27 protein-coding genes are annotated in these 25727 nt (G+C 71.5%); 5 read left to right on the top strand and 22 right to left on the bottom strand.

The window, feature by feature from the left end; genetic code table 11:
* Positions 1-31 precede the first annotated feature (31 nt).
* From ACYVC6_RS05485 to ACYVC6_RS05445, 9 genes are all read right to left on the bottom strand, one after another.
* Positions 32-577, bottom strand: a complete 546-nt coding sequence (locus ACYVC6_RS05485; protein WP_460711775.1) for a hypothetical protein — start codon at positions 575-577, stop codon at positions 32-34.
* 63 nt (positions 578-640) lie between these two features.
* Positions 641-1144 carry a DUF3180 domain-containing protein gene (locus ACYVC6_RS05480; protein WP_460711773.1) on the bottom strand — a complete coding sequence of 168 codons (504 nt, stop codon included), beginning with the start codon at positions 1142-1144 and terminating at the stop codon, positions 641-643.
* On the bottom strand, positions 1141-1710 hold the full coding sequence (gene folK / locus ACYVC6_RS05475; protein ID WP_460711771.1) for a 2-amino-4-hydroxy-6-hydroxymethyldihydropteridine diphosphokinase: 570 nt from the start codon (positions 1708-1710) through the stop codon (positions 1141-1143). Before folK ends, ACYVC6_RS05480 begins: the two co-directional genes overlap by 4 nt.
* Positions 1707-2096 carry a dihydroneopterin aldolase gene (gene folB / locus ACYVC6_RS05470; protein ID WP_460711769.1) on the bottom strand — a complete coding sequence of 130 codons (390 nt, stop codon included), beginning with the start codon at positions 2094-2096 and terminating at the stop codon, positions 1707-1709. The genes folK and folB overlap by 4 nt, the downstream gene beginning before the upstream one ends.
* The gene (gene folP, locus ACYVC6_RS05465; protein ID WP_460711767.1) at positions 2089-2934 is read right to left on the bottom strand and encodes a dihydropteroate synthase; all 846 of its coding nucleotides are present in this window, start codon (positions 2932-2934) and stop codon (positions 2089-2091) included. The genes folB and folP overlap by 8 nt, the downstream gene beginning before the upstream one ends.
* Positions 2931-3653 carry a class I SAM-dependent methyltransferase gene (locus ACYVC6_RS05460; RefSeq protein WP_460711765.1) on the bottom strand — a complete coding sequence of 241 codons (723 nt, stop codon included), beginning with the start codon at positions 3651-3653 and terminating at the stop codon, positions 2931-2933. The genes folP and ACYVC6_RS05460 overlap by 4 nt, the downstream gene beginning before the upstream one ends.
* On the bottom strand, positions 3650-4654 hold the full coding sequence (locus ACYVC6_RS05455) for a glycosyltransferase family 61 protein (RefSeq protein WP_460711763.1): 1005 nt from the start codon (positions 4652-4654) through the stop codon (positions 3650-3652). The genes ACYVC6_RS05460 and ACYVC6_RS05455 overlap by 4 nt, the downstream gene beginning before the upstream one ends.
* 9 nt (positions 4655-4663) lie before the next feature.
* Entirely contained in the window at positions 4664-5773 is a 1110-nt protein-coding gene (locus ACYVC6_RS05450) for a glycosyltransferase family 61 protein (protein WP_460711761.1), read from the bottom strand.
* A gap of 9 nt (positions 5774-5782) precedes the next feature.
* Entirely contained in the window at positions 5783-6412 is a 630-nt protein-coding gene (locus ACYVC6_RS05445) for a sulfotransferase family 2 domain-containing protein (RefSeq protein ID WP_460711759.1), read from the bottom strand.
* A gap of 38 nt (positions 6413-6450) precedes the next feature.
* Between ACYVC6_RS05445 and ACYVC6_RS05440 the strand changes: the two genes are divergently transcribed.
* Positions 6451-7161: a class I SAM-dependent methyltransferase gene (locus ACYVC6_RS05440; RefSeq protein WP_460711757.1), complete on the top strand. Its 711-nt coding sequence runs from the start codon at positions 6451-6453 to the stop codon at positions 7159-7161.
* 27 nt (positions 7162-7188) lie between these two features.
* Here the strand turns inward: ACYVC6_RS05440 and ACYVC6_RS05435 are convergent, their stop codons facing one another.
* Complete coding sequence (locus ACYVC6_RS05435) at positions 7189-8229, bottom strand: sulfotransferase family protein (protein WP_460711755.1); 1041 nt, start codon at positions 8227-8229, stop codon at positions 7189-7191.
* Between the two features lie 22 nt (positions 8230-8251).
* Between ACYVC6_RS05435 and ACYVC6_RS05430 the strand changes: the two genes are divergently transcribed.
* A complete protein-coding gene (locus ACYVC6_RS05430; RefSeq protein ID WP_460711753.1) occupies positions 8252-8911 on the top strand; it encodes a hypothetical protein in 660 nt (219 codons plus the stop codon).
* Here ACYVC6_RS05430 and folE read toward each other — a convergent pair.
* From folE to ACYVC6_RS05370, 12 genes are all read right to left on the bottom strand, one after another.
* A complete protein-coding gene (gene folE / locus ACYVC6_RS05425) occupies positions 8908-9486 on the bottom strand; it encodes a GTP cyclohydrolase I FolE (RefSeq protein ID WP_460713309.1) in 579 nt (192 codons plus the stop codon). The two genes, ACYVC6_RS05430 and folE, sit on opposite strands and share 4 nt — an antisense overlap.
* A gap of 32 nt (positions 9487-9518) precedes the next feature.
* Complete coding sequence (ftsH, locus tag ACYVC6_RS05420; RefSeq protein ID WP_460711751.1) at positions 9519-11600, bottom strand: ATP-dependent zinc metalloprotease FtsH; 2082 nt, start codon at positions 11598-11600, stop codon at positions 9519-9521.
* A gap of 72 nt (positions 11601-11672) precedes the next feature.
* A complete protein-coding gene (gene hpt, locus ACYVC6_RS05415; protein ID WP_460711749.1) occupies positions 11673-12224 on the bottom strand; it encodes a hypoxanthine phosphoribosyltransferase in 552 nt (183 codons plus the stop codon).
* Between the two features lie 5 nt (positions 12225-12229).
* The gene (gene tilS, locus ACYVC6_RS05410; RefSeq protein ID WP_460711748.1) at positions 12230-13255 is read right to left on the bottom strand and encodes a tRNA lysidine(34) synthetase TilS; all 1026 of its coding nucleotides are present in this window, start codon (positions 13253-13255) and stop codon (positions 12230-12232) included.
* A gap of 14 nt (positions 13256-13269) precedes the next feature.
* Complete coding sequence (locus ACYVC6_RS05405) at positions 13270-14319, bottom strand: zinc-dependent metalloprotease (RefSeq protein ID WP_460711746.1); 1050 nt, start codon at positions 14317-14319, stop codon at positions 13270-13272.
* Positions 14320-14419: 100 nt separating this feature from the next.
* A complete protein-coding gene (locus ACYVC6_RS05400; RefSeq protein ID WP_460711744.1) occupies positions 14420-15496 on the bottom strand; it encodes a hypothetical protein in 1077 nt (358 codons plus the stop codon).
* Positions 15493-16074, bottom strand: coding sequence for an RNA polymerase sigma factor (locus ACYVC6_RS05395; RefSeq protein WP_460711742.1), 582 nt, complete (start codon positions 16072-16074; stop codon positions 15493-15495). Before ACYVC6_RS05395 ends, ACYVC6_RS05400 begins: the two co-directional genes overlap by 4 nt.
* Before the next feature lie 43 nt (positions 16075-16117).
* Complete coding sequence (purB, locus tag ACYVC6_RS05390; RefSeq protein WP_460711740.1) at positions 16118-17557, bottom strand: adenylosuccinate lyase; 1440 nt, start codon at positions 17555-17557, stop codon at positions 16118-16120.
* A gap of 60 nt (positions 17558-17617) precedes the next feature.
* Entirely contained in the window at positions 17618-18178 is a 561-nt protein-coding gene (locus ACYVC6_RS05385) for a hypothetical protein (RefSeq protein ID WP_460711738.1), read from the bottom strand.
* 527 nt (positions 18179-18705) lie between these two features.
* Positions 18706-19950: a phosphoribosylamine--glycine ligase gene (gene purD / locus ACYVC6_RS05380; RefSeq protein WP_460711736.1), complete on the bottom strand. Its 1245-nt coding sequence runs from the start codon at positions 19948-19950 to the stop codon at positions 18706-18708.
* 11 nt (positions 19951-19961) lie between these two features.
* Entirely contained in the window at positions 19962-20870 is a 909-nt protein-coding gene (locus ACYVC6_RS05375; protein WP_460711734.1) for a catalase, read from the bottom strand.
* Between the two features lie 19 nt (positions 20871-20889).
* The gene (locus ACYVC6_RS05370; protein ID WP_460711732.1) at positions 20890-22185 is read right to left on the bottom strand and encodes an adenylosuccinate synthase; all 1296 of its coding nucleotides are present in this window, start codon (positions 22183-22185) and stop codon (positions 20890-20892) included.
* 26 nt (positions 22186-22211) lie between these two features.
* On the opposite strand from ACYVC6_RS05370, the gene ACYVC6_RS05365 reads away from it, so the two are divergent.
* The 3 genes from ACYVC6_RS05365 (at position 22212) to ACYVC6_RS05355 (ending at position 25710) form a co-directional block, all read left to right on the top strand.
* A complete protein-coding gene (locus ACYVC6_RS05365) occupies positions 22212-23141 on the top strand; it encodes a diacylglycerol/lipid kinase family protein (protein ID WP_460711730.1) in 930 nt (309 codons plus the stop codon).
* 9 nt (positions 23142-23150) lie between these two features.
* Positions 23151-24851, top strand: coding sequence for a lysine--tRNA ligase (lysS, locus tag ACYVC6_RS05360; protein ID WP_460711728.1), 1701 nt, complete (start codon positions 23151-23153; stop codon positions 24849-24851).
* 133 nt (positions 24852-24984) lie between these two features.
* The gene (locus tag ACYVC6_RS05355; RefSeq protein WP_460711726.1) at positions 24985-25710 is read left to right on the top strand and encodes a hypothetical protein; all 726 of its coding nucleotides are present in this window, start codon (positions 24985-24987) and stop codon (positions 25708-25710) included.
* Positions 25711-25727 lie beyond the last annotated feature (17 nt).

The raw sequence follows: 25727 nt of genomic DNA, 5'->3' as shown, positions 1-25727 counted from the left end.
ATTGTCCCTGGTGGTCAGCTTCGCTCGCTCGCTAGGCGTGCCGGCGGACACTCTCCGCCGCGTGCCAGGCGGCGGTGACCGAGTCCAGCTCGGCCCGCAGCGTGACCAGCTCCTGCTCGAGCTCGTGCACCCTGACCATCGCGTCGGTGGCGCGGTCCTCGGCCTGGACCAGCTGCGCCTGCAGCGCATCGGCACGCGCGATCTCGGCGTTCTTCTTCCTGGTGGCGGTGGCCGCGCGGCGCTGCGAGGCGGACAAGGCCATCTCGAGCTGGTCGAGCATCTCCTGGCGCTCGTTGATCCGCGACTCGATGGTGGCGACGTACGCCGCGTGCTCGACTGCGCGCTGCGCGGTGAGGTGGGAGTAGCCCTGGGCGAGCTGGGCGCGGTCGGCCGCGGCCGCGCGCCGGGCGTCGATGAGCTCGGAGTGGGTGATCCGGGTGGCGACGGCGCCCAGCAGCACGGCGAGTGCGGCCGCGCCGGCGAGGACCATCCAGGAGACGTCCGCCGAGGCGACCGCCACAGCCGCGCCCGTGACACTGAGCGCGGCGAGCAGGGTCAGGCCCACGGCGACGGTCACGCGCGTGGTGCGCTGCCGCCTCCGTGTGGCCTGTGTGACTGATGGGGAAGACATAACGGCAGGCTAGGGGTAGGTGGGGCCCTTTCGGACGCGACACGCACGTTCGAGGAGCAGCCCTGCGAGGACGATCAGCAGGCCGCAGAGGGCAGCGAGGGCCGACCGGAGCATCCGCTGGCCGGCCAGCTCGGCCTCCGAACCGACCCAGCTGACGGCGTAACCGGCGTAGCCGCCGGCGACCAGGGCCCCCACGAACGCCGCGGCGCGGCCGAGCACGAGGCGGTTGACGGCACGGTGCGGCTCCAGGCGCTCGCGCCGCACGTGCACAGCCCGCCAGGTGTGCCAGGCGGTCACCCCGACGGCGGTCGCGAGCAGCAGGAGCGCCCCCGGCTGGACCCACGAGACGACGGGTGCGGTGCCGTTGACCGCCTCGGACAGCGGCCGCACCAGCCAGCCGCCGACGAGCCCCACGACGCCCCAGGCGGTGACCGCACCCGGATGGGTCGGAGCGAGCCTGCCCGCGGGTTCCTCGTCCTCGTCCGGCTCAGGAGGCCGGTCGGGATCCCTCACTCGAAGTCGAGGACCAGGTCGTCGCGCCGCTGGACGCCCGCCTCACCGACCGCGGCGAGGAGGTCGGCCACCAGTCCGTGGCCGAGCAGCTCGGCGCCCGGGTCGACGTCGAGCCACGGACGCAGCACGAAGGCCCGCTGCGCGGCGCGCGGGTGCGGGAGCCGGAGGGACTCGTCGTCGCTGCGCCGGTCACCCAGGACGATCAGGTCGATGTCGAGGGTGCGGGGGGCGTTGACGACCTCGGAACGCTGCCGGTCGAAAGCGTCCTCGATGGCAAGTGCCCGGTCCATGAGCCGAGTCGCCGCCAGCGTGGTGTCGGCCAGCACGACGGCGTTGAGGAAGCTGTCGGAGCCCTCGGGGGCGTCCACCGGCTCGGTCTCGTAGACCGGGGAGACGCTGGTGACCCACACCTCCGGGGTGTCGGCGAGGGCGCGGACGGCACCCTGCAGGTTCTCGATCCGCTCCCCCAGGTTGGACCCCAGCGACACCACCAGCTGGCGGATCGGCCGCATCTCGCCGGTGAGCGTGTCGGCGTCGACGATGTGCGGGTTGGGGGTCTCGGTCACGAGGCGGCCTCTGCTTTCGCGGTTGTCCGGGTGCTCCGATGGATCGTGAGGGCCACGTCGGCGAACGTCGCCTCGATGGGTGCGCGCGGCTTGTGGACCGTGACCCGGCACCAGTCAACACGATCGTCGGTCAGACAGACACCCGCGATCCGCTCGGCCAGGGTCTCGAGCAGGTCGACCGGGTCGCGCTCGACCGCGGACTTCACCGCGAGGGCGAGGCCGCCGTAGTCGACGGTGTCGGCAAGGTCGTCGGAGGCGGCGGCCGGGCCGGTGTCCAGCCCGAGCACCAGGTCGACGACGAAGGGCTGGCCTTCGCGCCGTTCGTGCTCGAAGACCCCGTGGTGCCCCCAGCATTCGAGACCCGACAGGGCCAGCTCGTCAGACACGGTCGACCCCCTCTTCGGGCGCCTCGAGCGCCTCGAGCACCTTCAGTGCGTCGCGGCAGGAGCGTACGTCGTGCACCCTCAGCCCCCACACCCCCGCCTGCGCGAGCACCACGGTCAGGGCCGTGGTCGCGTGCTCGCGCTCGTCGACAGCACGCTCGGCGCCGTCGGGGGACGCGAGCAGCCGGCCCAGGAACGACTTGCGGCTCGCCCCGACGAGCAACGGGTGGCCGAGCGCGGCGATCTCGTCGAGGTGCCGGATCAGCGACCAGTTGTGGGCCGCGCCCTTGGCGAACCCCAGCCCCGGGTCGAGCACGACCCGGTCGGCCCCGACCCCCGCGCCCAGGATCGCCTCGACCCGTGCGGCGAGCTCGTCGCGCACCGCCGCGACGACCCCACCCGGCCCGTCGTAGGTCGCGAAGTCGGTCATCCGGTCACTGTGGGCGCGCCAGTGCATCGCGACGTAGCGGACACCGGTGGCGGCGACGACCCGGAGTACGTCGGGGTCGGCGAGGCCGCCCGAGACGTCGTTGACGATCCCGGCGCCGGCGGCCACAGCCGCCTCCGCCACCTCCGCCCGCATGGTGTCCACGCTGACCACGGCACCGGTCGCGGCGAGCTCGGTGATCACCGGCACGACCCGGGCCAGCTCCTCGGCGACCAGCGGCCGGGTGGCGCCGGGCCGGGTCGACTCGCCGCCGATGTCCAGGATGTCCGCGCCGTCGGCGAGCAGCCGCTGACCGTGTGCGACCGCCGCCTCGGCGGTGTCGTAGCGACCCCCGTCGCTGAAGGAGTCGGGGGTGACGTTGACGACCCCCATCACCAGCGGCAGGCCACTCATGGCTTGCGGAGCCCCAGGTCGCGGCGCAGCTCACGCACGATCTCGCCGAAGGGCGCTGCCCGCATGACGTCCGGCTCGCGTTCGATCGCGGCGAAGGGCAGGCTGCCCACATCGGCGAGGAGGCGGTCGGTGACCTGCGCGCGGCGCTTGCGCCAGACCACCGCCTGGCCGTGGTTGTTGGCGATCACCCGCTGCGACAGCTGCTGGCAGAACGTGTCGATGAACCACAGGAGCCGGTAGACGTCGCCCATCCACGCCTTCTCGCCGTCGCGACCCTGCGCGCTGCGCACGTCGAAGAACTCCTGCCTGTCACGGATCGCGGCGAGCTCCGTCGGCGGGCGCACGTCGTCGATGACCAGCACGCCCTGCGGCTGGAGGTGGGGCAGGGCGTTGAGCAGGTCGCGCAGGGTCTGCTCCACCGTGTGGAGGCCGTCGAGATAGATCACGTCGAACTGCTCGTCCGGCTCGACGACGGTGCCGAAGTACTCGTCGCTGGTGACCTGGTGGTAGCTCGTCCCCGGGACCCGCCGCTGCGGCGCCTCGTGGTCGAAGCGGAACTCCGGGTCGACGGCGACACGGACCGACGCCGCCACCCGGTCGAAGGTGCGCGCCTCGCAGACGCCGATCTCGAGGTAGCGCGGGTCCTCGTAGTGGGCCAGCAGACGCCGCATCACCTGCGCCCGGCCTATCCGCTCGGCGGGTTCCAGTGCGCTGCTCATGCCAGCTCCTTGACGGCGACGAGCAGGTCGTCCAGCGCGATGTCGCCCCGGATGAACGCGTGCTCGTGGCCGCTCGCTGCCTCGATGACGAGCTGCAACGCGACCGGACTGGCGGGGGACCGGCGGTCGCCGATCTCGAGGACCCGCGCCGTCGCGGGCGCGAACGCGGACAGGTGCAGGGCGGAGCCCGAGGCTCCGGCCACCATCTCGGCGTCGGCGACCAGCGCGAGCTGGTCGTCGACCGGGACCGTCTCGGGTCGCACGACGTCGAAGCCGGCCGCCGCGAACGCGGCATCCACGCCGGCATCCCACTCCGCGGTGCTCCGGCCGGCCGAGCGGTGGCCGGCCGCGCGCCGTGCCTCGTTGTGGCCGGTGCGGGACAGGAAGAGCCGGCGGGGGCCGCCCCGGCCGTGGAACGGCGCGGATATCCGGTCCCACACCCCGCGGGCCTGGGGGTGTGCCCAGCCGTGCGCGACCACGGCCCGGCCGGGGACCAGCAGCGACTCGACGCGCAGCGGCGCCCTGCCGTCCACGACGCGCACCGGCACGCCGGCGTACCCCGCGAGGTCGAGCAGGCGCCGCTGCCACGGCTCCTCGCCCCAGGGCCGCTTGAGGTACTTGTGGAACACGAGCCCGTCGACCTGCTCCACCGGCCACAGAGTGGTGAGCGTCTCGACCAGGAAGTGCCCGAAGTGCTGCATCCAGTGGCCGCCGTAGAGCCACCGCCCCTCGAGCAGTTCGGCGTTCAGGTCGACCTTCACGGTGCGCGGGTCCGCGGGCGCCCAGGTGTTGGCGCCGACGCACAGCTTCTGCGACGGCTTCACGAGCCCGCCCTCGGCGTCGTGGACGGCGCCGCGCAACCATCGGGTCGGGCCCACGGTGGACGCGAGCGGCCCGTGCCCGACCCGGGTCAGGAAGGCGCCCTCGACGGTCGTCAGGCCGGGCGGGTTCGCGTGCTCACCAGCGGGGAGCTCGGGGAATGCCGGGACCGACCAGCGCACGTGGGAACGCTACTCAGCGAGCGCGTGGGCGAGGAACTCGCCCTCGCGTGCCGGGTCGTAGGTGTAGTCGGAGTGGAACGACTCGCGGGTGAAGGCGCCGTCGACCCGGGGCACGTCAGGCCGGCAGAGCACGATGTCCAGCCGGTGACCGAGCAGCGCGGACATGAGGTACTCGTTGTGGCACGGGTAGGCCTCGGAGGTGACCAGCACGACATGGGCGGGGCGGCCGGCGAAGCCGATGTGGAACATCCCGCTTCCGGCGAACCCGCCGACGCTCTGCGCGGCGCGCACCATGGCCACCTGGTCGGCCAGGGGGTGGTCCTCCGGGTGCACGACCTCGTAGCCGGCAGCAGTGAACTCGGCCTCCACCTCGTCGGCGTTGTGGCACGACCGCTTCCCCGGGCGGCGGGTGAAGAACACCCGTCCCGGCCACGCCCGGTCCGGGGCTCGGCCTGCGAAGGACTCCCCGACGGCGCCGTACGTCGCGCGCAGGTCGGGATGGACGAACGAGGGCCGGCTGAACATCGGGGTGACGCCGACCAGCGTCTCGACCCGGACCGGGCCCGTGGCGACGTGGACGTCGTCGATGCCGGCAGCCGCGAACAGGTCGCGCTGCCAGCCCGGCAGCTCCCCCGTCTCGTCGAAGACCAGTGCTCTGAGGCCGGGCTCCCAGCCCCAGAACCGGGACACGGTCTCGGTGAGGGCGTGCCCGAAGTGCCGCGGCATCACGTTCTCGAGGTGGAGGTAGCGGCCCTCGAGCGGGGGCAGGTCAGCCGGGACCGCCGGGCGCCGGGCGACCCTCGCGTCGACCTTGTCGACCGTCGGGTTCCGCTGGCGGTGGCCGTCCGCGGTCGTGAAGCTCTCCGGGAGCAGCAGGTCGCCGCTCAGGACCACCTGCCGGGGCAGCGCCACGACGTCGTACCACTCCCGGCGTACCAACGCCGGCGCGTCGTACGTCGCCGGTAACAGGTTGAGCTCCATGGGCCCGCTCGTGCGCACCTCGGCCCGCGACCGCCAGGTCACGGCCGGGCGGGTCTCGAGCACCCGCCCGCGCGTCGGGTCGCGCCCCAGGAGCCCCGGCACGTCGGCCTCCCGGACGATCGACACCGTCTCGTCCACTGCTGGTGCCTAGAACTCGTAGCCGAAGGTGCGCAGGTCGAGGGCGTAGAGGTCGGCGACCCGCTGGCGCATCTCGGGCGTGTACTGCGCGCGCCAGTCGCCGCCGGGGCCCGCGTTGCGGCGCGGCACGCTCTCGGGCGCCGGGATCCCGATGTGGTCGCAGGCGGTGGCCAGGTCGGCGTCGAAGGACTCGGTGCGGCCGATGAAGTCGGCGGTCTTGTCCTTGGCCCGCAGATAGGTCACCTGCGGCACCCGGAGTCTCGGGAACCGGTCGGGCCCCTTCATCACGAACGCTTCGAAGTCGGGGATCTCGGCCAGGACGTCGCGCCAGAACGCGTTGCGCGAGATGCGGGTGTCGATCCACTCGTTGCCGGCATCCGCGGCCTGGCCGCGTCGCTCGATCATCGAGTACCACGACCACATCCGCGACCAGGGGTTGCGGACGAACCCGAAGGTCCAGTGGTCCTGGAGCTCCGGGTGGGCTCGCAGCGCGGCGCGGAGCCGGGCGTGCTTGGCGCCAGGGAGCCCGGGGACGCTGGCCGCGTCGGGCAGTGCGGCGCGCAGCACCTTCTCGACGGTCATGCCCCCGGTCTTCTGCACGTGCACGAACAGCACGCGCCGGGAGGGGGAGACGATCACCTGGGCGACTCTACTTTCCGTCCAGATAGGTTCTGGATGTGCCAGAACCGTCGACCCGAGCCGAGCGGGAGGCCCGCTGGCGGTCCATGGACCTCACGGCGATCGGCCGCGAGGCGAACACCGACAAGGCGACCCGGCACCGGTTCACCCAGCAGTACGAGCGGCACCTCGGCCACCTGCGCGACGAGGAGTTCACGCTCTTCGAGATCGGCATCGGCGGCTCCGACCGGCCGGGCCGCGGCGGAGCGTCGCTGCGGATGTGGAAGCGCTTCTTCGCCAAGGCGCAGGTCGTCGGACTCGACATCGTCGACAAGTCGTTCGTCGCGGCTCCGCGGATCAGCGTCTACACCGGGGACCAGACCGACGCGACGCTGCTGACCCGGATCGTGGACGAGCGCGGTCCTGTGCACGTCGTGGTCGACGACGGCAGCCACCGCCCCGAGCACGTCCGCGAGACGTTCCGGACGCTCTTCCCGCTGCTGTCGGTCGGCGGGTTCTACGCCATCGAGGACACGCAGACGAGCTACTGGCCGCGCTGGGGCGGCAGCACCGACCGTCGGGACCCGCTGACCACGATGGCGCTGGTCAAGGACCTGGTCGACGGCCTCAACTGGGTGGAGTTCCTCGACGAGGACTACCAGCCGTCCTACACCGACCGGTGGGTCTCGGCGGTCCACTGCTACCACAACCTCGTGATCATCGAGAAGGGCCTCAACGAGGAGTGGACCAACAAGGACCGGATCGCGTAGCCCTCCTGGTCCGGTCCCAGCCCCGGCTCACCTGGTCTCGTGACGGTTGCTGCGCAACCTCCTCGACCACCGTCGCTTCCCTCGCAGCGCTTCCTCGGCGCGCTCGGCGCGGCGCTTGTGCTTCTGCACGCGCGGGCGGAACTTGGCCGCGGCGTTGCGGGCGCCCAGCCGCTCCCGGTGCCGGGCCTCGTCCAGGGTCAGCGCGACCGCCTCGGCGTACCTCGCGTCGTAGTCGGCGCGGATCTCGTCGAGCCGGGCGATGGCCGCGGGGTCGTGCGGGTCGCCGACGAGTCGGTTGAGCTGGCCCCAGGCGTCCTCGGCCAGGTCCCGCAGCCAGGCCGGCACCACGATGTCGCTCCACGAGACCTGCGAGCGGCGAAGTGACGGGTCCAGCCACTCGTCGAGCTCGTGACCGGTCCGCTTCGGGTCGAGGTCGAGATCGAGACCCAGCTGGGTGGAGACCCGGCCCAGGGCGGCCCGCCAGTCCTCGATCAGCTCGCTGTAGCGGATGAAGGAGCGAGGCAGGTCGCGGCCGGCCCGCTCGGTCACCAGGGCGACGTTGAGCCAGGCCGCGACGTTGGAGGTCTCCTTGACCCGGCGCTGGTCGTCGTCGCGCCGGTGGCCCCAGGTGAGGTCCTGCGAGCCGACCACCTCGGCCGGGTGGCGGATCGCGGTGAGCAGCCGCAGGTCCCGCCCCGCCGTGCGCGCCGCCGCCGCCCAGGTGCCCACCAGCCAGGCGGCGTGCGGGTCCTTGACGACGATCCGCGGCTCGGTCTGCTCGCGCAGCCACTCGGCCAGCTCCGTCTCCATGTCGCCGAGCCGCACGGCCGCGGCGATCCGCTCCTCGGCCCGGGGGCTGCCGTCGCTGGGACGCGTGAGCGCCTCGCGCAGCAGCCGCTTGTGGAACCGGATCACCCAGTGTGGCTCGAAGTGGCCCTTCGGGTTGCGCGGGGAAGCAGGCACCTCGGGCTGCGGCACGTGCAGTCCCAGGATCTTCAGGCTGCCCGCGAGCGAGCTGGTGCCGCTGCGCATCGAGCCCGTGACCAGGACCGCGAGGTTCTCTTCCATCGCTCGGCACGATACTGATGCGGTGATCGTGTCCCACGCGCACCGCTTCGCTTTCCTCAAGACGCGCAAGACGGCGGGCACCAGCGTGGAGATCGCCCTGTCGACAGTCTGCGGCCCCGACGACGTGATCACCCCGGTCACGGAGGCCGACGAACGGCTGCGTGCCGAGTGCGGCGGACGGCCACCGCAGAACTACGAGTCGCCGCCGCTCCCGCGCAAGGCGTTCAACCACATGCCGGCCTCGATGGTCAGGCAGCTCGTCGGCAGGCAGACCTGGGACGACTACTACACGTTCTCCATCGAACGGAACCCATGGGACGCCGTGGTCTCGCTGTTCCACTGGCGCCACCGCGACGACCCCGCCCCGCCGGCGTTCGCCGACTTCGTCCACGAGCCCGTGGTCGAGGAGCTCGCGGTCAAGAACTTCCGCGGCTACCGGATCAACGGCGAGCTCGCCGTGGACCGGGTGCTGCGCTACGAGTCACTGGGCGACGACCTCGGTGAGCTGTGGGCCCACCTCGGCCTGCCCGGCGAGCCGCGGCTGCCCCGCGCCAAGGGCGGCTCCCGCCCCCGCGGCCCCTCGGCTGCATCGTCGTACGCGTCGTACTACGACGACGACTCGCGGGCCCACGTCGCCGAACTGTTCGCAGCCGCGATCGCGGACTTCGGCTACACGTTCTAGTGAGACGGCCTGTTGATCAGACCCATCGCCTCGGCGCGGGTGGTGGCGTTGGTCAGCATCAGGCCGCGCACCGCCGAGGTGATGGTGCGGGCGCCGGGCTTCTTGACGCCGCGCATGGTCATGCAGAGGTGCTCCGCGTCCATCACGACGATGACTCCCCGGGCCTCGAGGATCTCCATCAGTGAGTCGGCGATCTGGGTCGTGAGCCGCTCCTGGACCTGGGGCCGCTTGGCGTAGACGTCGACCAGGCGGGCCAGCTTGGAGATGCCGGTGATCTTGCCGCTCTCTGCCGGGATGTAGCCCACGTGGGCCACCCCGGTGAACGGCACCAGGTGGTGCTCGCACATCGACCAGAACTCGATGTCGCGGACCAGGACCATCTCCTCGTGACCGATGTCGAAGGTCGTCGTGAGCACGTCCTCGGCCGTCATCCGCAGACCGCTGGTCACCTCGGCGTAGGCCCGGGCGACCCGGGCGGGCGTGTCGAGCAGCCCCTCGCGGTCGGGGTCCTCACCGATCGCCAGGAGCAGCTCACGCACGGCCGCCTCGGCACGGGCGTGGTCGAACTCCGGGATGTCGCGCTCCTCGACCAGGGAGATCGGGTCGGTCACGTCTGTCCGGCGGACGGCGGCGTGGGAGGCCCGCTCGGCGGCTGGAGACCGGGGTCGCCGTGCACGTCGCCACCGGGGCCGGGCGGGGTCACGATGACGCCACCCTCGACGTGCCCGTTGGAGGACCCCAGCGCCGCGCTCTGGGCGGCCGCCCTCGCCCGGATCTCCTCGGGGATCTCCACGGCGGGGATGTCGGAGGGGCGCCGGTCGGGAGAGCCGGTCCAGGCCGGACGCACGGGACGCATCCGGAGGGCCTCGAAGATCTCGGCGATCTCGGCCTTGTCGAGGGTCTCCTTGTCGAGCAGCGCGAGCACCAAGGCGTCCAGGACGTGGCGGTTCTCCTCCAGGATGTCGAAGGCCTCCTGGTGCGCGGACGCCAGCAGGAGCTTGGTCTCCTCGTCGATGATCGCGGCGACGTCCTCGGAGTAGTTGCGCTGGTGGCCGAAGTCGCGGCCCAGGAACGGCTCGGAGTTGCCCTCGCCCAGCTTGATGGCGCCCAGGCGCTCGGTCATGCCGTACTGGGTGACCATCGCCCGGGCCAGGCTGGTGGCCTTCTCGATGTCGTTGCCGGCGCCGGTGGTCGGGTCGTGGAAGACCATCTCCTCCGCCGCCCGGCCGCCCAGCATGTAGGCGAGCTTGTCGAGCATCTCCGACCGGGTCTGGGAGTACTTGTCCTCGTCGGGCAGCACCATCGTGTAGCCGAGGGCACGACCGCGCGGGAGGATCGTCACCTTGTGGACCGGGTCGTTGCCCGGCAGCGCCGCCGCGACCAGGGCGTGGCCGCCCTCGTGGTAGGCGGTGATGAGCTTCTCCTTCTCGCTCATCAAGCGGGTGCGCCGCTGCGGGCCGGCGATGACCCGGTCGATCGCCTCGTCGAGCGATTCATTGGTGATGAGCTTCTGGTTGTTGCGCGCGGTGAGCAGCGCGGCCTCGTTGAGCACGTTGGCCAGGTCAGCGCCGGTGAAGCCGGGCGTACGCCGGGCCACGCCGAGCAGGTCGATGTCCTGGGTCATCGGCTTGCCGCGCGAGTGGACCTGCAGGATCTTGTGGCGGCCGGAGAGGTCCGGGGCGTCCACGGCGATCTGGCGGTCGAAACGACCGGGGCGCAGCAGGGCCGGGTCGAGCACGTCCGGGCGGTTGGTGGCCGCGATCAGGATGACCCCGCCGCGGACGTCGAAGCCGTCCATCTCGACGAGCAGCTGGTTGAGCGTCTGCTCACGCTCGTCGTGACCGCCGCCCATGCCGGCGCCGCGATGGCGGCCGACGGCGTCGATCTCGTCGATGAAGACGATCGCGGGCGCGTTCTCCTTGGCCTGCTCGAACAGGTCGCGGACCCGGCTCGCGCCGACGCCGACGAACATCTCGACGAAGTCGGACCCGGAGATCGAGTAGAAGGGGACGCCCGCCTCGCCGGCGACCGCGCGGGCGAGGAGAGTCTTGCCGGTGCCGGGCGGGCCGTAGAGCAGGACGCCCTTGGGGATCTTGGCGCCGACCGCCTGGAACTTGGCGGGCTCCTGGAGGAACTCCTTGATCTCGCCGAGCTCCTCGATGGCCTCCTCACAGCCGGCGACGTCGGAGAACGTCGTCTTCGGCATGTCCTTGGAGATGAGCTTGGCCTTGGACTTGGCGAACTGCATCACGCCGCGGCCGCCGCCGCCCTGCATGGAGTTCATCAGCCACAGGAACACGACGATGAGGATGATGATCGGCAGGAAGGAGAAGAGGAACGAGCTCAGCAGCCCGGGTCGCGAGACCTCGCTGGTGACCTCCTCGATCGTCCCCTTGTCGACCTGCTCCTGGGCGGCGTCGAAGATGCCACGCTGGGTTCCGGCGATCCACTTGGTCGTGACCTCACGGCCGCCCTCGCGGTCGACGTCGTCGTCCAGCGTGGCCTTGATCTGCTGGTCACCGTCGACGAACGTGATCTCCTTGACCTCGCCCTTGGCGATGTATTCGTTCATCTTCGACGCACTGATCTCGTCGCCGGCGCCGGAGGGCGCCAGGAACTGCAGGGCGATCAGCACGCCGACCACGGCGATCACGATCCAGAGCCAGGGGCCCTTGAACAAACGCTTCACAGGCTTCTTCCAAGACTGCCGGGTCCTTCACTGAGCGGCCCCGGGTGAATCGACAACGGTACCTAGTGTCCCTCAGGAGTACACGTGAGGCGACAACGTGCCGATATCGCGGAGGTTGCGGTAGCGCTCCCGGTAGTCGAGGCCGTAGCCGACGACGAACTCGTTGGGGATGTCCCAGCCCACGTATTTCACGTCCACGGGCATGGTGAGCGCCTCGGGCTTGCGCAGCAGGGTGCAGATCTCGACGCTCGCCGGGTTGCGCGAGGCGAGGTTGGAGGTGAGCCACGACAGCGTCAGGCCGGTGTCGATGATCTCGTCGACGATGATCACGTGCCGGCCGGAGATGTCGGTGTCGAGGTCCTTGAGGATCCGCACGACGCCGCTGGACTTGGTGCCCGAGCCGTAGGACGAGATGGCCATCCAGTCCATCTCGACGTGCCGGTGGAAGCTGCGGGCCATGTCGGCCATCACCATCACCGCACCACGCAGGATGCCGACCACGAGGATGTCCCGGTCGTCGTAGTCAGCCTCGATCTGCTGCGCCAGCTCGGCGATCCGGTCCTGGATCTGCTTCTCGGTGAAGAGCACCTCGACCAGATCGTCCTGCACGTCGGCAGCGTCCATGGGAGTCAGCCTGGCACAGCGGTGCGCCGGAACGTGAGCAGGTCCCCGTCCCGGACCGCGCTGACCAGGCCGGGGAGCTGGACCTCGCCGGGGCGCGGCTGTGGACCGAGGAGCTCGGCCAGCGCCAGCACGTGCACACGGAACAGCTCGCCCCCGAGGGCACCCGCGTCGAGGGCAGCCAGCCTCAGGACCCGGTGGGCCAGGGCCGAGGGTTGCGGCGCGAGGCGGACGGCGTCCAGCCCACCGGTGGTGCGCACGTCGTCGTACGCCGCCGCGGCGAGCCCGTCGAGGAGCTCGGTGTCCTCCCGGAGCTGGTCGGCCGTCCGGGCGAGCGTGGCGGCCACCCCGGGTCCCAGCTCCTCCTCGAGGACCGGCAGCACCCGGTGGCGCACCCGGCTCCTGGTGTAGGCCGGGTCGGCGTTGTGGGGGTCGTCCCAGTAGTCGAGCCCCTCGACCTGGCAGGCGGTGACGGTCTCCGTGCGGCCGACGTCGAGCAGCGGGCGGCGGTAGAGCCCGAAGGAGCGGCGCATGCCGGCCAGGGCGCGGCCCCCCGACCCGCGGGTCAGCCCGAGCAGCACGGTCTCGGCCTGGTCGTCGCGGGTGTGCCCGAGCAGGACCAGCGCGGCGCCGAAGTGCTCGGCCATCTGGTCGAGGACGGAGTAGCGCGCCTCCCGGGCCGCCGCCTCGGTCCCCCGCCCCCCGGACTCGACGGTGACCCTGGCCGATGCGGTCTCGTCGACTCCCAGCGCCGCCATCTGCGCCACGACGCGGGCCGCGTGCTCGGCCGCCCCCTCCTGGAGGCCGTGGTCGACGGTGATCCCGATGACCCGGACGTCGAGCCCTCCCGATCGGCCCCCTCCCCGACGAGCACCGTGTCCCTCGAAAATGGCGGCGGACAGCAGCGCCAGAGAGTCGGCGCCACCCGAGCACGCGACCATCACGGTGGGCTGCTGAGGACTGTGCGGGTCGAGCTCGCCGAGCGCATGGCGTACGCCAGAACGGACGGCGGCGATGGACGGGTGGAGACTCATGCTGGTCAGCCAGGTCAGGCGAGGACGCGGGACATCCAGGCCTTCGGTTCCTTGATCTCGGCCTTGCTCGGCAGGTGCTCGGGTCGTTGCCAGACGGCGTTGAACTGCTCCATGCCGGCCTTGTCGACGACGTGACGCACGAACTTCGCGCCGTCGCGGTACTGCGCCATCTTGGCGTCCAGCCCGAGCAGCCGGCGCAGCACCTTGTCGAGGACGCCGACGCCCTTGCGGCGCTCGTTGAACTTGCTGCGGATCTTGGCGACCGACGGGATCACGCTGGGGCCGACCCCGTCCATGACCACGTCGGCGTGGCCCTCGAGGAGCGACATCACGCCGGTCATCCGGTCGATCAGGTCCTTCTGCTCGGGCGTGCTGATCACGTCGAGCAGGCTGGCACCGGAGGTCTTGGCTCCCTTGAGCGCCTCCGCGATGCGCCCGAGACCTTCGTCGAGCATGCTGGCCGGCTCCATGGTGTCGGCGAGTTTGCGGATCTCGGCGAACAGGTGGTCGCGCATCCAGGGCACCGCGGTGAACTGGACCCGGTGGGTCTCCTCGTGCAGGCAGACCCAGAGCCGGAAGTCGGTGGGGTCGGCGCTCAGCTCGCGCTCGACGTGCACGATGTTGGGAGCGACCAGCAGCAGCCGGCCGGCGGGGTCGTGGAAGGGGTCGAACTGGCCCAGCACCTTGCCGCCAAGGAAACCGAGCAGCCCGCCCACCTCGGCGCCGGTGACCTTGGAGCCGATCGCCGCCGAGATCGCGCTCGGCGGCTTCTTGTCGCTGAGCTTGTCGACCACCGGCCCGAGCAGCGTCGCGAAGGCATCGGCGTTGGCCTGCACCCACCCGGCCCGGTCCACCACCAGCACGGGAGCGGTGCGCTCGGCCGCGGCGAGTCCGGTGAACTCGCGCACCAGCGACGTCGAGCGGTCCGCGCCGGTCCGGAGCTCCTCGACCGTGGCCGTCGCCTCCTCACGGGACACGACGGGGCCGTCGCCGGCCAGGCGGGAGCCGATCCGCACGGCCAGGTCCCAGTCGACCATCCCGGGCCGACCGGTCGCGTCCGTCATGCTGTGAACCGTATCGGGCGGCCCCTGAGTCAGCGCCGGGAGCGCGCGGACCCAGGGCCCCTGCTCCCGCTCGGCAGCGACGGCGGCTGCACTCCGGCGGTCACCCGGCTGCTGACGTGGGGCCGGCCGCTCGCGGAGGGCTGACCTGGCAGCCGATCCCCTCGCGGTAGCCCTCGGGCACCTCGCCGGTCGCGACCTTGTCGGCGAGCTCCCAGATCACCTCGGGGTAGTCGCCCCGCTCGTTCATCTCCTCGAGAACGGGCCAGTCCCGAGACGTGCCGAGCACGCGTGCGGCCTCACTCGCCAGGTCCGCCTGGTCGTGGGCCACGGCGTTGTCGAAGGCCTCGAACCACGCGCAAGCGTAGGCACCGGCGACATCGGCGCCGAGCTGGTAGGGGTCCTGCTCGGTGGAGCGCACCTGCACGCGAACGCCGTTCGGGCCTTCGGCTCCACTGGCCGCGGTGATGCCGTCCAGCATCGAGGCGATCGCGGCGCCCCGCTCGTCGGCGGTGACGAACTCGTCCGGCAGCGATGCCTCGTAGCCCGCGCTGCCCACCATCTTGAGCTGGCCGAGCAGCGCCCGGTAGGCAGCCTCGTCCATTCCTGAGCCCCGGAGCTCGATCCAGAAGCCGTCCTCGACCTCGCGGATGACGGTGTGGTCCTGGGCGTCGTAGGCCCACAGCTGACCGGGACGGCCGAGCACCTCGACCGGCTGCCCTGGGGCAGGCGGGTCGGAGATGTGCTCGCGGTCGGCGACGTACGACTCGTAGGACGTCGCCGGGTACCACGTGATGGTGAACCTGGCGCCGCCCTTCTCGTAGCCGACCTCGCCGTAGCCGTCGTCCCCGCTCTCGGTGCTGGTGACCTCCCAGCCGGGCGCCTCGAGCACGGCCCGGTTGCCGGCCTGCTCGACGGGTTGGGTGGCCATCGACCGTTCATCGTCCGGCAGGAGGCCCGCGGCCCACAGGGAGCCGGCGACGATGCCGACGACGACCGCGGCAGCCACGACGGGAGCGAGCCAGCGACCCGTCGAGGGACTGGGAACGGGCGTGGGTCGGTCGGTCGTGCGGTCGGGTGCGACGGTGCTCATGATCTCCTCCAGGAGCTCGGCCCGCCCGGCCTCGAGCGGCAGCCGCGAGACCGCGTCGTCAGTCAGCTTCGGGATCGTGGGGTTCATGACCGCTCCTTCCGGGTGAGCGCAGCGGGTCTGTCGGAGTGGTGATGTCCGGGGGGCCCGCCAACATTGCACGCAGCGTTGCCGAGCAGGTCGCGCAGCCTGGAGCGGGCCCGGGACAGGCGGGGTCTCACGACGGCAGTGGTCAGCCCGAGCACGTCGGCGATCTCACGCGACTCCAGGCCTTCCCACAGGTGGAGCTCGAGGACTTCCTGGTCACGCGCACTGAGCCGCCGCATCGCCGCGGTGACGTCGGCCTGTTGCACCACGTGGTCGCTGGCGTCCGGGACCGAGGTCGCGAGCTCGCGCTTCAGCCGGTCGCCCAGGGCGCTGCGCCGGCGGTCGCCGCGGCGGTGGTTGGCGAGGACCCGGCGCGCGACGCCGTAGAGCCACGGCCGCGTGTCGGGGGCCGGCGGGACGTGCGCCAGCCGTCGCCAGACGACGAGGAACGTGTCGGCGGTGACGTCGGCCGCGTCCTCGGGGCGGTCGACCCGGCGCAGGGCGAAGCCGAGGACGGTGTCGAAGTGGTCGGCGTACAGCCGTCGGAAAGCGTGCTCGCGTTGTTCGAGCGGCTGTCTCATGCCTCGCTCATGTCCGGCAGGGGCGCGACCGTTGCAGCTGGTGTCAGAGGATGGCGCCGGGTGAGTAGGCCGCGGCCTGCGGGTGTCGGGCCGCCACCTCGGCCACCCGGCGCACGACCTCCTGGGTCTGGGCCACGGCAGCGCCGGTGAACGTGATCGGGTCGGCCACCAGCGAGTCGAGCTGGGGGCCCGTCAGGCCTAGCCGTGGGTCCGCGGCGAGCCGGGCGAGAACGTCGTTGTCGGAGGCGCCCTGGCGCATGTCGAGGGCGACGGCGACCGCCGCCTCCTTGATCGCCTCGTGGGCGGTCTCGCGCCCGACACCGTTGCGGACCGCGGCCATCAGCACCTTGGTGGTGGCGAGGAACGGCAGGTAGCGGTCGAGCTCGCGCTGGATCACGGCCGGGAAGGCGCCGAACTCGTCGAGCACGGTGAGGAAGGTCTGGAACAGCCCGTCGGCGGCGAAGAACGCGTCGGGCAGGGCGACCCGGCGGACGACCGAGCAGGACACGTCGCCCTCGTTCCACTGGTTGCCGGTGAGCTCGCTGGTCATCGAGAGATAGCCGCGCAGAACGACGGCCAGCCCGTTGACCCGTTCGCACGAGCGGGTGTTCATCTTGTGGGGCATCGCCGACGAGCCCACCTGGCCCTCGACGAAGCCCTCGGTGACCAGCTCGTGGCCCGCCATGAGGCGGATCGTGGTGGCCAGGTTGGCCGGACCCGAGGCCAGCTGGACGAGCGCGGAGACCACGTCGAAGTCCAGGGACCGGGGGTAGACCTGGCCCACCGAGGCCAGCATCCGCTCGAAGCCGAGGTGCTCGGCCACCCGGGACTCGAGCTCCACGAGCCGGCCGGCGTCGCCGTCCAGAAGGTCGAGCATGTCCTGGGCGGTGCCCATCGGTCCCTTGATCCCGCGGAGGGGGTAGCGACTGAGGAGCTCCTCGACGCGTTCGAGCGCCACGAGCATCTCCTCGGCCACGGTGGCGAACCGTTTGCCCAGCGTCGTCGCCTGCGCCGCGACGTTGTGGGACCGGCCGGCCATGACGGTCGCCTCGTGCTCGGCGGCCAGCCGCGCGAGCCGGGCCAACGCCGCCACGGCACGATCGCGGAGCAGCGCCAGGGACTGGCGGATCTGGAGCTGCTCGACGTTCTCGGTCAGGTCGCGGGAGGTCATCCCCTTGTGGATGTGCTCGTGCCCGGCGAGGGCGTTGAACTCCTCGATCCGCGCCTTGACGTCGTGGCGGGTCACCCGCTCGCGAGCGGCGATCGACTCGAGGTCAACCGCCTTCTCGCCGAGGTCGGCGACGTCCTCGTAGGCCTCGACCACACCATCCGGGACCTCGACGCCGAGGTCGCGCTGCGCTTTGAGGACCGCGATCCACAGCCGGCGCTCGAGCACGATCTTGTGCTCGGGCGACCAGATCGCGGACAGGTCGGCGCCTGCGTAGCGCGTGGCCAGCACGTTGGGGACCGTCACGGGGGCCATTGTTCCGCACCCGCGCTCCTGCCGGTGCCCGGAGCCAGCGCCCGGAGTCAGCGCCCGGAGTCAGCGCCGGACCGGCCGCCGTGGTGCCAGCCGCCGGCGGATCGTCCACTCACCACCTTGCCCCAACACAAGACGGCGCCCATCGAGGCTCTCGAACCAGTCGCCGGGAGGGCCAAGCACCAAGCGCCAGCCACTGTCGTCAACCGCGGTGTCCAGGATCTCGGCACCGAGCACCACGAAGCCGGTGACGGTCGCGACGAAAGCCAGCGGCTCACCATGATTTGCCCACAACGACAGTGCGACCGCGCAGAAGGGGTTGAGCCGCCAGTGACCGGCGACCTGTTCGCGCTGAGCGGACAGGTCCTGCCGGACGTCGACCAGCCGTCGAGAGACGAAGGCCCCCTGCGGACAGAGCTCGTCGAGATCGGCCAGGTCGATGCATGGCCTGCGCACCAGCGCCTCGACCGCGGTCCGCTCGTAGAGCATCGCGCCTGGGACCTGCCGAGGCGATCCGGCAAGCCCAGCGCTCAGTGTGCGCAGGGCGTGCCGACGGGCCAGGCCGGTCGCGGCCAGCAGAGCGGTGGCCTGCCGACCGGTGACGAGTTCCGGGTCCATGGGCATGCGTCGACGCTAGGGACAGCCACCCCCAACCACGTTCGCCAGCGGGGTGTCGTGCCGCGAGCGGCTGCGCCGCTCCAAGGAGGATCCCGCGACCGCCTCGGTCACCGCTTGGGACAGGGGTCCACGTGGACCCCTGTCCCAAGTGCCCTGGGGTGAGCAGGATCGTCCAGTCGGCACACGCGAGCGGCACCACTCGTCCCATGACGCCCACCACCGGTCGTCGTCCTCGAAAACACGTACGCCGTCTGGCGCCGCGTTGAGAACCGCCCGCAGGTCGTGGACGTCCACCCGTCGTCATTGCGGACCGGCGGCTGCTCGAAGTTGACGTACCAACCCGTGAACTGGCCGCGCTCGAACTTGCCACGGGTGGTCGGGGAAGGTCAGGGGCGTTCCGTCGACCTGGACGGTGGCCAGCTACTCTCCGGCCAGCTACTCTCCGCCGTCGGAGACCACCGTCTCGGGCCAGCTGGCCCAGGTCTGGGCGAACAACACCTCCCGCACGGTGATGGTCGAGCCGGCAGGGAAGGTCATCGACCGGCGGCGACGTCGGTCCGGTACTGGGCGCCGTCGAACGAGATGACCGCGACCCCGTCGTACGCCGCGGCGCGCGCGGCGGCGACGTCGTCGCCCACGCCGACGACGGCCAGGACCCGGCCGCCCGCGGTCACCAGCTCGCCGTCGCGCAGCGCTGTCCCGGCGTGGATGACGTGCACGCCGTCGAGCGCCTCGGCCAGCTCGAGGCCGGTGATGACGTCGCCGCTGGACGAGGACTCCGGGTAGCCCCGGCTGGCCATGACGACACCCACGGCGGCGCCGTCGCGCCAGACCGGCGGTGGCACGTCGGCGAGCGTCCCGGTCGCGGCCCCCATCAGGAGCGCCGACAGCGGTGAGGCGTCCTGGTCGAGCAGGGCGAGCAGCGGCTGGGTCTCCGGGTCGCCGAACCGGGCGTTGAACTCCACGACCCGCACCCCTCGGGACGTGAGGGCCAGGCCGATGTAGAGCAGTCCGCTGAACGGGGTGCCACGGCGAGACATCTCCTGGATGGTGGGGCGCGCGACGGTGTCGAGCACCTCCTCGACGAGGCCGGCTGGCGCCCACGGCAACGGCGTGTAGGCACCCATGCCGCCGGTGTTGGGGCCGGCGTCACCGTCGAAGATCCGCTTGAAGTCCTGCGCCGGCTGCATCGGGTAGGCGGTCGAGCCGTCGGTGATGACGAAGAGCGAGACCTCCGGGCCGTCGAGGTACTCCTCGACGACCACCCGGTCGCATGCCAGCGCGTGGTCGAGCGCGGCCTGCCGGTCCTCGGTCACCACGACCCCCTTGCCCGCGGCGAGCCCGTCGTCCTTGACGACGTACGGCGCGCCGAGCGCGTCGAGTGCGGCGGCGGCCTCCTCGGCGGTCGTGCAGACGTGGGCGGCGGCCGTGGGGACGCCGGCCGCGGCCATGACCTCCTTGGCGAACGCCTTGCTGCCCTCGAGCCGGGCGGCCGCCCGGGACGGCCCGAACACGGCGATCCCGCGCTCCCGGACGGCGTCGGCGACGCCGGCGACCAGCGGCGCCTCGGGTCCGACGACGACCAGGTCGACGCCTAGTTCCTCGGCCAGCGCCGCCACCGCCGCCCCGTCCGATGCGTCGACCGGGTGGAGCGTGGCGACCGCCGCCATCCCCGGGTTGCCCGGCGCCACGTGCACCTCGGTCACCGCGGGGTCCAGCGACAGTGCTCGGGCCAGTGCGTGCTCGCGCCCGCCGGGACCGACGACAAGGATCTTCACGGGGCGCAACGCTAGGACGAGGAGGCGGTGCGCCGGGACACGGACTCCGAGTAGGCACCCGGCCGGTAGCGCAGGATCGGGTCGTCCGAGAGCTCGATGCCGTCCACGACCCTGGTCGGGTCGAAGACCACGGGGGTCGCGGAGGCGGGCCCACCTTCGGGGTCGGGGATCTCGGCGGTCACGACGATCCGCCCGGCCAGCAGCTCGCGGGCGTCACGCCACACCGAGACCGCACTGTGCGGGTCGTGCCCCTCACCGGCGACCAGCACCCAGACCTCGTGGGTGACCGGGCCGCGGGCGAGCCTGGCGGACATCTCCTCCGCGAGCCGGTCGGGCCCCTCGAACTCCTCCTCGAGGCGGTCCGCCTTGGTGACGGTGGGACGGAAGATGTAGCGCACCCAGGTGCGGGTGCCGTCGGCAGCGAGCCAGCCGTAGGCGTGGATCGGGTAGAAGGTGACCTCGGCGAAGCTGCGGGGCGAGCCGACCGCCTTGGCCCGGGCGCTGGCCAGCGTCGTGGGCAGGACTCCGGGGTGCCGGGCCAGGAACAGCGGCAGCAACCAGGGCTTGTTGGCCGCCTCGGTCAGCTGGACGAAGACCTCCGGGCTGTCGGTCGGGAAGCGTGGCGAGGTCTGGCCGAGCAGGTCGGTGGCCGACCCGTCCGGCTGGTGGAACTTCACCGCCATCCCCCGCACGTCCGGCGCCGGGTCGGCGACCTTCGGGTTGCCACCGCCGTTGGACCACCGCACCGTGACCTGGTGCGGCTCACCGTCGAAGTGGGCGGCCCGGCACAGCGCGGTCGCCTCGGGGGTCGCCGTGAAGGTCCCGGTGTAGAACCGGCCCTTCGCGTGGAGCGTTCGGTAGCCGGGGGGTGGCCCGAAGGCCTTCCGGATCCGGTCGACGGCCTTCGCGGGACTCAGCACGGGGACAACCTATTGCGGATCAGAGCAGGTCGTGGACGACGACCGTCTGGTCGCGGGCCGGGCCGACACCGACCGCGGAGATGCGGGCTCCGGACATCTCCTCGACCGCCTTCACGTAGTCGCGTGCGTTGGGCGGGAGGTCGGCGAGCGTGCGCGCCCCGGAGATGTCCTCCCACCAGCCCGGCAGCTCCTCGTAGATCGGAACCGCGTGGTGAAAGTCCGACTGGCTGACCGGCATCTCGTCGTGACGGACGCCGTCGACGTCGTACGCCACGCACACCGGCACCGTCTCGTGGCCGGTCAGCACGTCGAGCTTGGTCAGCACGAAGTCGGTGACCCCGTTGACCCGCGCGGCGTAACGGGCGATGACGGCGTCGTACCACCCGCAGCGGCGGGGCCGGCCGGTCGTCGTGCCGTACTCCTGACCCACCTTGCGCAGGCTCTCCCCCAGATCGTCGTGCAGCTCGGTCGGGAACGGCCCTTCCCCCACGCGGGTCGTGTAGGCCTTCACGATCCCGATCACCCGGTCCAGGCGGGCGGGCGGGATGCCGGAGCCGGTGCACGCACCACCCGCGGTGGCCGAGGACGAGGTGACGAACGGGTAGGTGCCGTGGTCGACATCGAGCAGCGTCGCCTGGCCGGCTTCGAGGAGCACGGTCTCGCCGCGGTCGAGTGCCTGGTTGAGGAGGAGCCCGGTGTCGCAGACCATCGGCCGGAGCCGGTCGGCGTAGGACAGGAGCTCCTCGACCGTGGCCTCCACCGTGACCGCGCGGCGGTTGTAGATCTTGGCGAGGACCTGGTTCTTCAGCTCGAGGACGCCCTCGACCTTGGCCTGGAGGATCTTCTCGTCGAAGAGGTCCTGGATGCGGATGCCGATCCGGTTCATCTTGTCGGCGTACGTCGGGCCGATGCCGCGCCCGGTGGTGCCGAGCCGCCGGGACCCGAGGAAGCGCTCGGTGACCTTGTCGAGCGTGCGGTTGTAGTCGGCGATGACGTGCGCGTTGGCGCTGACCTTCAGCAAGGAGGTGTCGACCCCGCGGGACTCCAGCCCCTCGATCTCCTGGAACAGCACGTTGAGGTCGATCACCACCCCGTTGCCGATGACCGGCGTGCAGCCCGGCGTCAGGATGCCGCTCGGCAGCAGGTGCAGCGCGTACTTCTGCTGGGTCTCCCCCGAGCCGATGACCACCGTGTGGCCGGCGTTGTTGCCACCGTTGAACTTCACGACGTAGTCGACGCGGCTGCCGAGGACGTCGGTGGCCTTGCCCTTGCCCTCGTCACCCCATTGGGCCCCGATGATCGCGATGCCTGGCACGTGCGCTGACTGTACTGTCTCCAGCGATGGACCCCCTCCTCGTGATCAGCAACGCGGACGCCGGGCCGGCAGACGAGGAGTCGCTGTCTGCGGCGCTGACGCTCCTTCGGGCCCACGCCGACGTGGAGGTGCAGGCGACCTCCAACCCCGGCGAGCTCAACGGCGCGCTGCACCGCGCGGGGTCGCGGCGGATCGTCGTCGCGGGTGGCGACGGGAGCCTGCACGCGGTCATCACCACGCTCTACCGGCGCAACGAGCTGAAGAGCGCGGTGCTCGGCATCCTGCCGCTGGGGACCGGCAACGACTTCGCGCGGACCAACGACATCCCGCTTGACGTCGAGGAGGCCGCCCAGGTCCTGGTCGACGGTGCGCCGCGGCCGATGGATCTCATCGTGGACGAGGTCGGCGGGATCGTCGTCAACAGCGTGCACGCCGGGGCCGGCGCGCAGGCGGGGCGACGCGGGTCGGTCTGGAAGGACCGGCTGCACTCCATCGGGTTGGGTCCGGTCGGTTTGGGGAGGCTCAACCTCGGCAAGCTCGGCTACCCGATCGGGGCGGCCCAGGCCGCGGTGAAGCCACCGTTCATCCGGGTGGCCGTCGAGGTCGACGGCGAGGTCGTGGTCGACATGGACCAGCCGATCCTCATGGTGGCGGTAGGCAACGGCACCAACGTGGGTGGCGGCACCGAGCTGACCCCGCACGCCGACCCCGGGGACGGCCTGCTCGACGTGATGGTGTCCCGGTCGATCGGACCCGTGGCGCGGTTCGGCTACGGCCTCAAGCTGATGACCGGCCGGCACGCCGAGCGCGACGACGTCGTCTACGTGCGCGGGTCCACCGTCTCGGTGTCCGGCGAGGAGTTCTGGTGCTCGGCCGACGGCGAGATCTACGGCCCCGAGCGGCACCGCACCTGGCGCGTGGAGCCCGCGGCGTACTCGCTCGTCGTCCCTCGGTAACGTTCGCGGGTGGCCAGGAAGAGCGAGGGCGAGCCCCACGACTGGGTGACCCGCGCCGCGGACGACGCCCAGAGACATGCACAGAGACATGCACAGGGACACGCGGGCGAGGGTGCCGAGATCGTGACCGTCTCGTCCGGCGCGAGCCCGTCCGGCCGGGTGCACCTCGGCAACCTGCGCGAGTTCCTCACCGTGCACTTCGTCGCCGAGGAGCTGCGCCGGCGAGGTGTCAACACCCGCCACCTGCACGTGTGGGACGACTACGACCGGTTCCGCAGGGTCCCGGTGGGCGTCGACCAGTCCTGGAGCGACCACATCGGACGGCCGCTGACCGCGGTGCCCGACCCGGACGGCTGCCACGACTCGTGGGCCGCGCACTTCAAGGCCCCGCTGCGCGACGCCCTGCACGCCATGGGCGTCGACATGGAGGAGGTCTCCCAGACCGAGCGCTACCGGGCCGGCCACTACCGCGACGCCGTGCTCACCGCCGTCCGCGAACGCCACGCGATCGAGGCCGTGCTCGCCCGCCACCGCACCAAGGCCGTCGAGCTGGAGTCGGCCGACGATGACGAGGCGTCGGGGCGCGGCGACCTGGCCCGCTTCCCCTACAAGCCCTACTGCCGCGACTGCGGCCGCGACACGGTCACGCTGACGTCCTACGACGACGAGACGACCGACCTCGGCTACACCTGCGACGTCACCGGCTACGCCGGCGTCACCAACCTGACCACCGACTTCGAGGGCAAGCTGGTCTGGAAGGTCGACTGGCCGATGCGCTGGGCCTTCGAGCACGTCGACTTCGAGCCGGCCGGGATGGACCACGCGACCCCGGGCTCCTCGTTCACCGTCGGCCACGAGCTGGTCGAGAGCATCTACGGCATGCCCCGGCCAGCCTGGTTCGGCTACGGCTTCGTCGGTTTCGCCGGGGTCCAGAAGATGTCGTCGTCGGCCGGCGGCGCGCCGACCGCGGAGGACGCCCTGCGGATCCTGGAGGCGCCGATCCTGCGCTGGCTCTACGTGCGCCGCAACCCGCGCCAGACCTTCAACATCGACTTCGGCGCCGAGGTGGTGCGCCTCTACGACGAGTGGGACGCGCTCGGCCGCAAGGCGGCCGACCCCACGAAGCGGGACGCGCAGGTCCTCGCCTACGAGCGCGCGACCTCCACGTCGACCGCCGGGGTGCTGCCGACCGCGCCGGTCGTCGTCCCGTTCCGGCTGCTCTCCTCGGTCGCCGACATCACGGCCGGCTCGGCCGAGCAGATCAGCCGCATCGTCGAGCACGCGGGTCACCCGCACGGCACGGTCGAGGACCTCCAGCCGCGGCTGGACAAGGCGATGGCGTGGACCGCCGAGTTCGTGGACCCAGCGGAGCGCACCACGGTGCGACAGACGCCGGACACCGACACGCTCGCCGCCCTCGGTCCGCGGGAGCGGCAGTGGCTGGACCTGCTGCTGGACAACCTGCCTGACGAGCCGGACCTCGAGCCGCTCACCGCGGTCGTCTACGGCGTGCCCAAGCTCGCCCGCGGCCTGGCCCTGGACGACAAGCCGACCGACGAGGTCAAGGCGGACCAGAAGGAGTTCTTCGCGCTTCTCTACCGGTTGTTGGTCGACGCCGAGCGCGGGCCGCGGCTGCCGACGCTGATCCTCGCGCTCGGCGCGGAGCGGGTGCGGTCGCTTGTCGCTCCTCGGGCGACCGAGTCGGGCTGAGCTAGCAGCACCACCAGGGGGAAGAGGGCTGACGGCAGGAATATGGCCCATGTGGGCCATGGCCGAGTAGTCCGTATCGGTGGAACGTGGGCCGAGTTCGATCGTCCCAACCACTGCTCGGAAGGTTTCTCTCATGCCATCGATCCGCAACCGGCTGACGTACTCAAACGTCGTCTCCACGCTGTGCCTGACGCTCGTACTCGGTGGCGGCGTCGCCGTCGCCGCCGGCATCCCGCCCAACTCGGTCGGCTCCATCCAGATCAAGAACGGCAACGTCAAGACGGCCGACCTGAAGAACAACGCGGTCAAGACCGCCAAGGTCAAGGACGGCACCCTCACTGGCGCCGACGTGGCCGACGGTTCGCTGTCCGCCATCGACGTCCTCACCGACTCACTGACCGCAGGGAACCTCGCGCCCAACTCGGTCGGCCAGTCGGAGATCGCAACCGACGGCGTGGCCGCGGCGGAGATCGCGGCCAACGCGGTCGGTCAGTCTGAGATCGCGACCGACGGCGTGGCTGCCACGGAGATCCAGGACAACTCGATCGACTCCGGCGAGATCGTCGACAACTCGCTCTTCTCCGCCGACCTCGGCCTCGACTCGGTTCGCGCGAGCGAGCTGGGCACGATCATCGAACGTACCGCGGTGAGCGCAAACATCCCTGCGGGAGGCAACGGCTCCGTCACCGCGTCCTGCCTCGCCGGCGAGCAGCTCATCTCCGGAGGCAACGACGGGTTCTTCGACGTCTTCGTCGTCGCGTCACGCCAGCAGGGCAACGGCTGGGCGGTGTTCGGGCACAACGACAGCGGCGGCAACCGCACGATCACTGCCCACGCCTACTGCCTGCAGACCAGCTAGGACGGTGGACGTCTGAT

The sequence above is a fragment of the Nocardioides dilutus genome (genome assembly GCF_054779555.1).
Note: the sequence above shows the minus strand (reverse complement) of the source record. Positions and strands in the feature narration are given on the sequence as shown.

Excerpts from the sequence above, each read along its gene's own strand:
- folP (WP_460711767.1), bottom strand. The coding sequence starts at position 2,934 with ATGAGTGGCCTGCCGCTGGTGATGGGGGTCGTCAACGTCACCCCCGAC.
- ACYVC6_RS05460 (WP_460711765.1), bottom strand. The coding sequence starts at position 3,653 with ATGAGCAGCGCACTGGAACCCGCCGAGCGGATAGGCCGGGCGCAGGTG.
- ACYVC6_RS05435 (WP_460711755.1), bottom strand. The coding sequence starts at position 8,229 with ATGGAAGAGAACCTCGCGGTCCTGGTCACGGGCTCGATGCGCAGCGGC.
- hpt (WP_460711749.1), bottom strand. The coding sequence starts at position 12,224 with ATGGACGCTGCCGACGTGCAGGACGATCTGGTCGAGGTGCTCTTCACC.
- tilS (WP_460711748.1), bottom strand. The coding sequence starts at position 13,255 with ATGAGTCTCCACCCGTCCATCGCCGCCGTCCGTTCTGGCGTACGCCAT.
- ACYVC6_RS05405 (WP_460711746.1), bottom strand. The coding sequence starts at position 14,319 with ATGACGGACGCGACCGGTCGGCCCGGGATGGTCGACTGGGACCTGGCC.
- ACYVC6_RS05400 (WP_460711744.1), bottom strand. The coding sequence starts at position 15,496 with ATGAACCCCACGATCCCGAAGCTGACTGACGACGCGGTCTCGCGGCTG.
- ACYVC6_RS05395 (WP_460711742.1), bottom strand. The coding sequence starts at position 16,074 with ATGAGACAGCCGCTCGAACAACGCGAGCACGCTTTCCGACGGCTGTAC.
- purB (WP_460711740.1), bottom strand. The coding sequence starts at position 17,557 with ATGGCCCCCGTGACGGTCCCCAACGTGCTGGCCACGCGCTACGCAGGC.
- ACYVC6_RS05385 (WP_460711738.1), bottom strand. The coding sequence starts at position 18,178 with ATGCCCATGGACCCGGAACTCGTCACCGGTCGGCAGGCCACCGCTCTG.
- ACYVC6_RS05365 (WP_460711730.1), top strand. The coding sequence starts at position 22,212 with ATGGACCCCCTCCTCGTGATCAGCAACGCGGACGCCGGGCCGGCAGAC.
- ACYVC6_RS05355 (WP_460711726.1), top strand. The coding sequence starts at position 24,985 with ATGCCATCGATCCGCAACCGGCTGACGTACTCAAACGTCGTCTCCACG.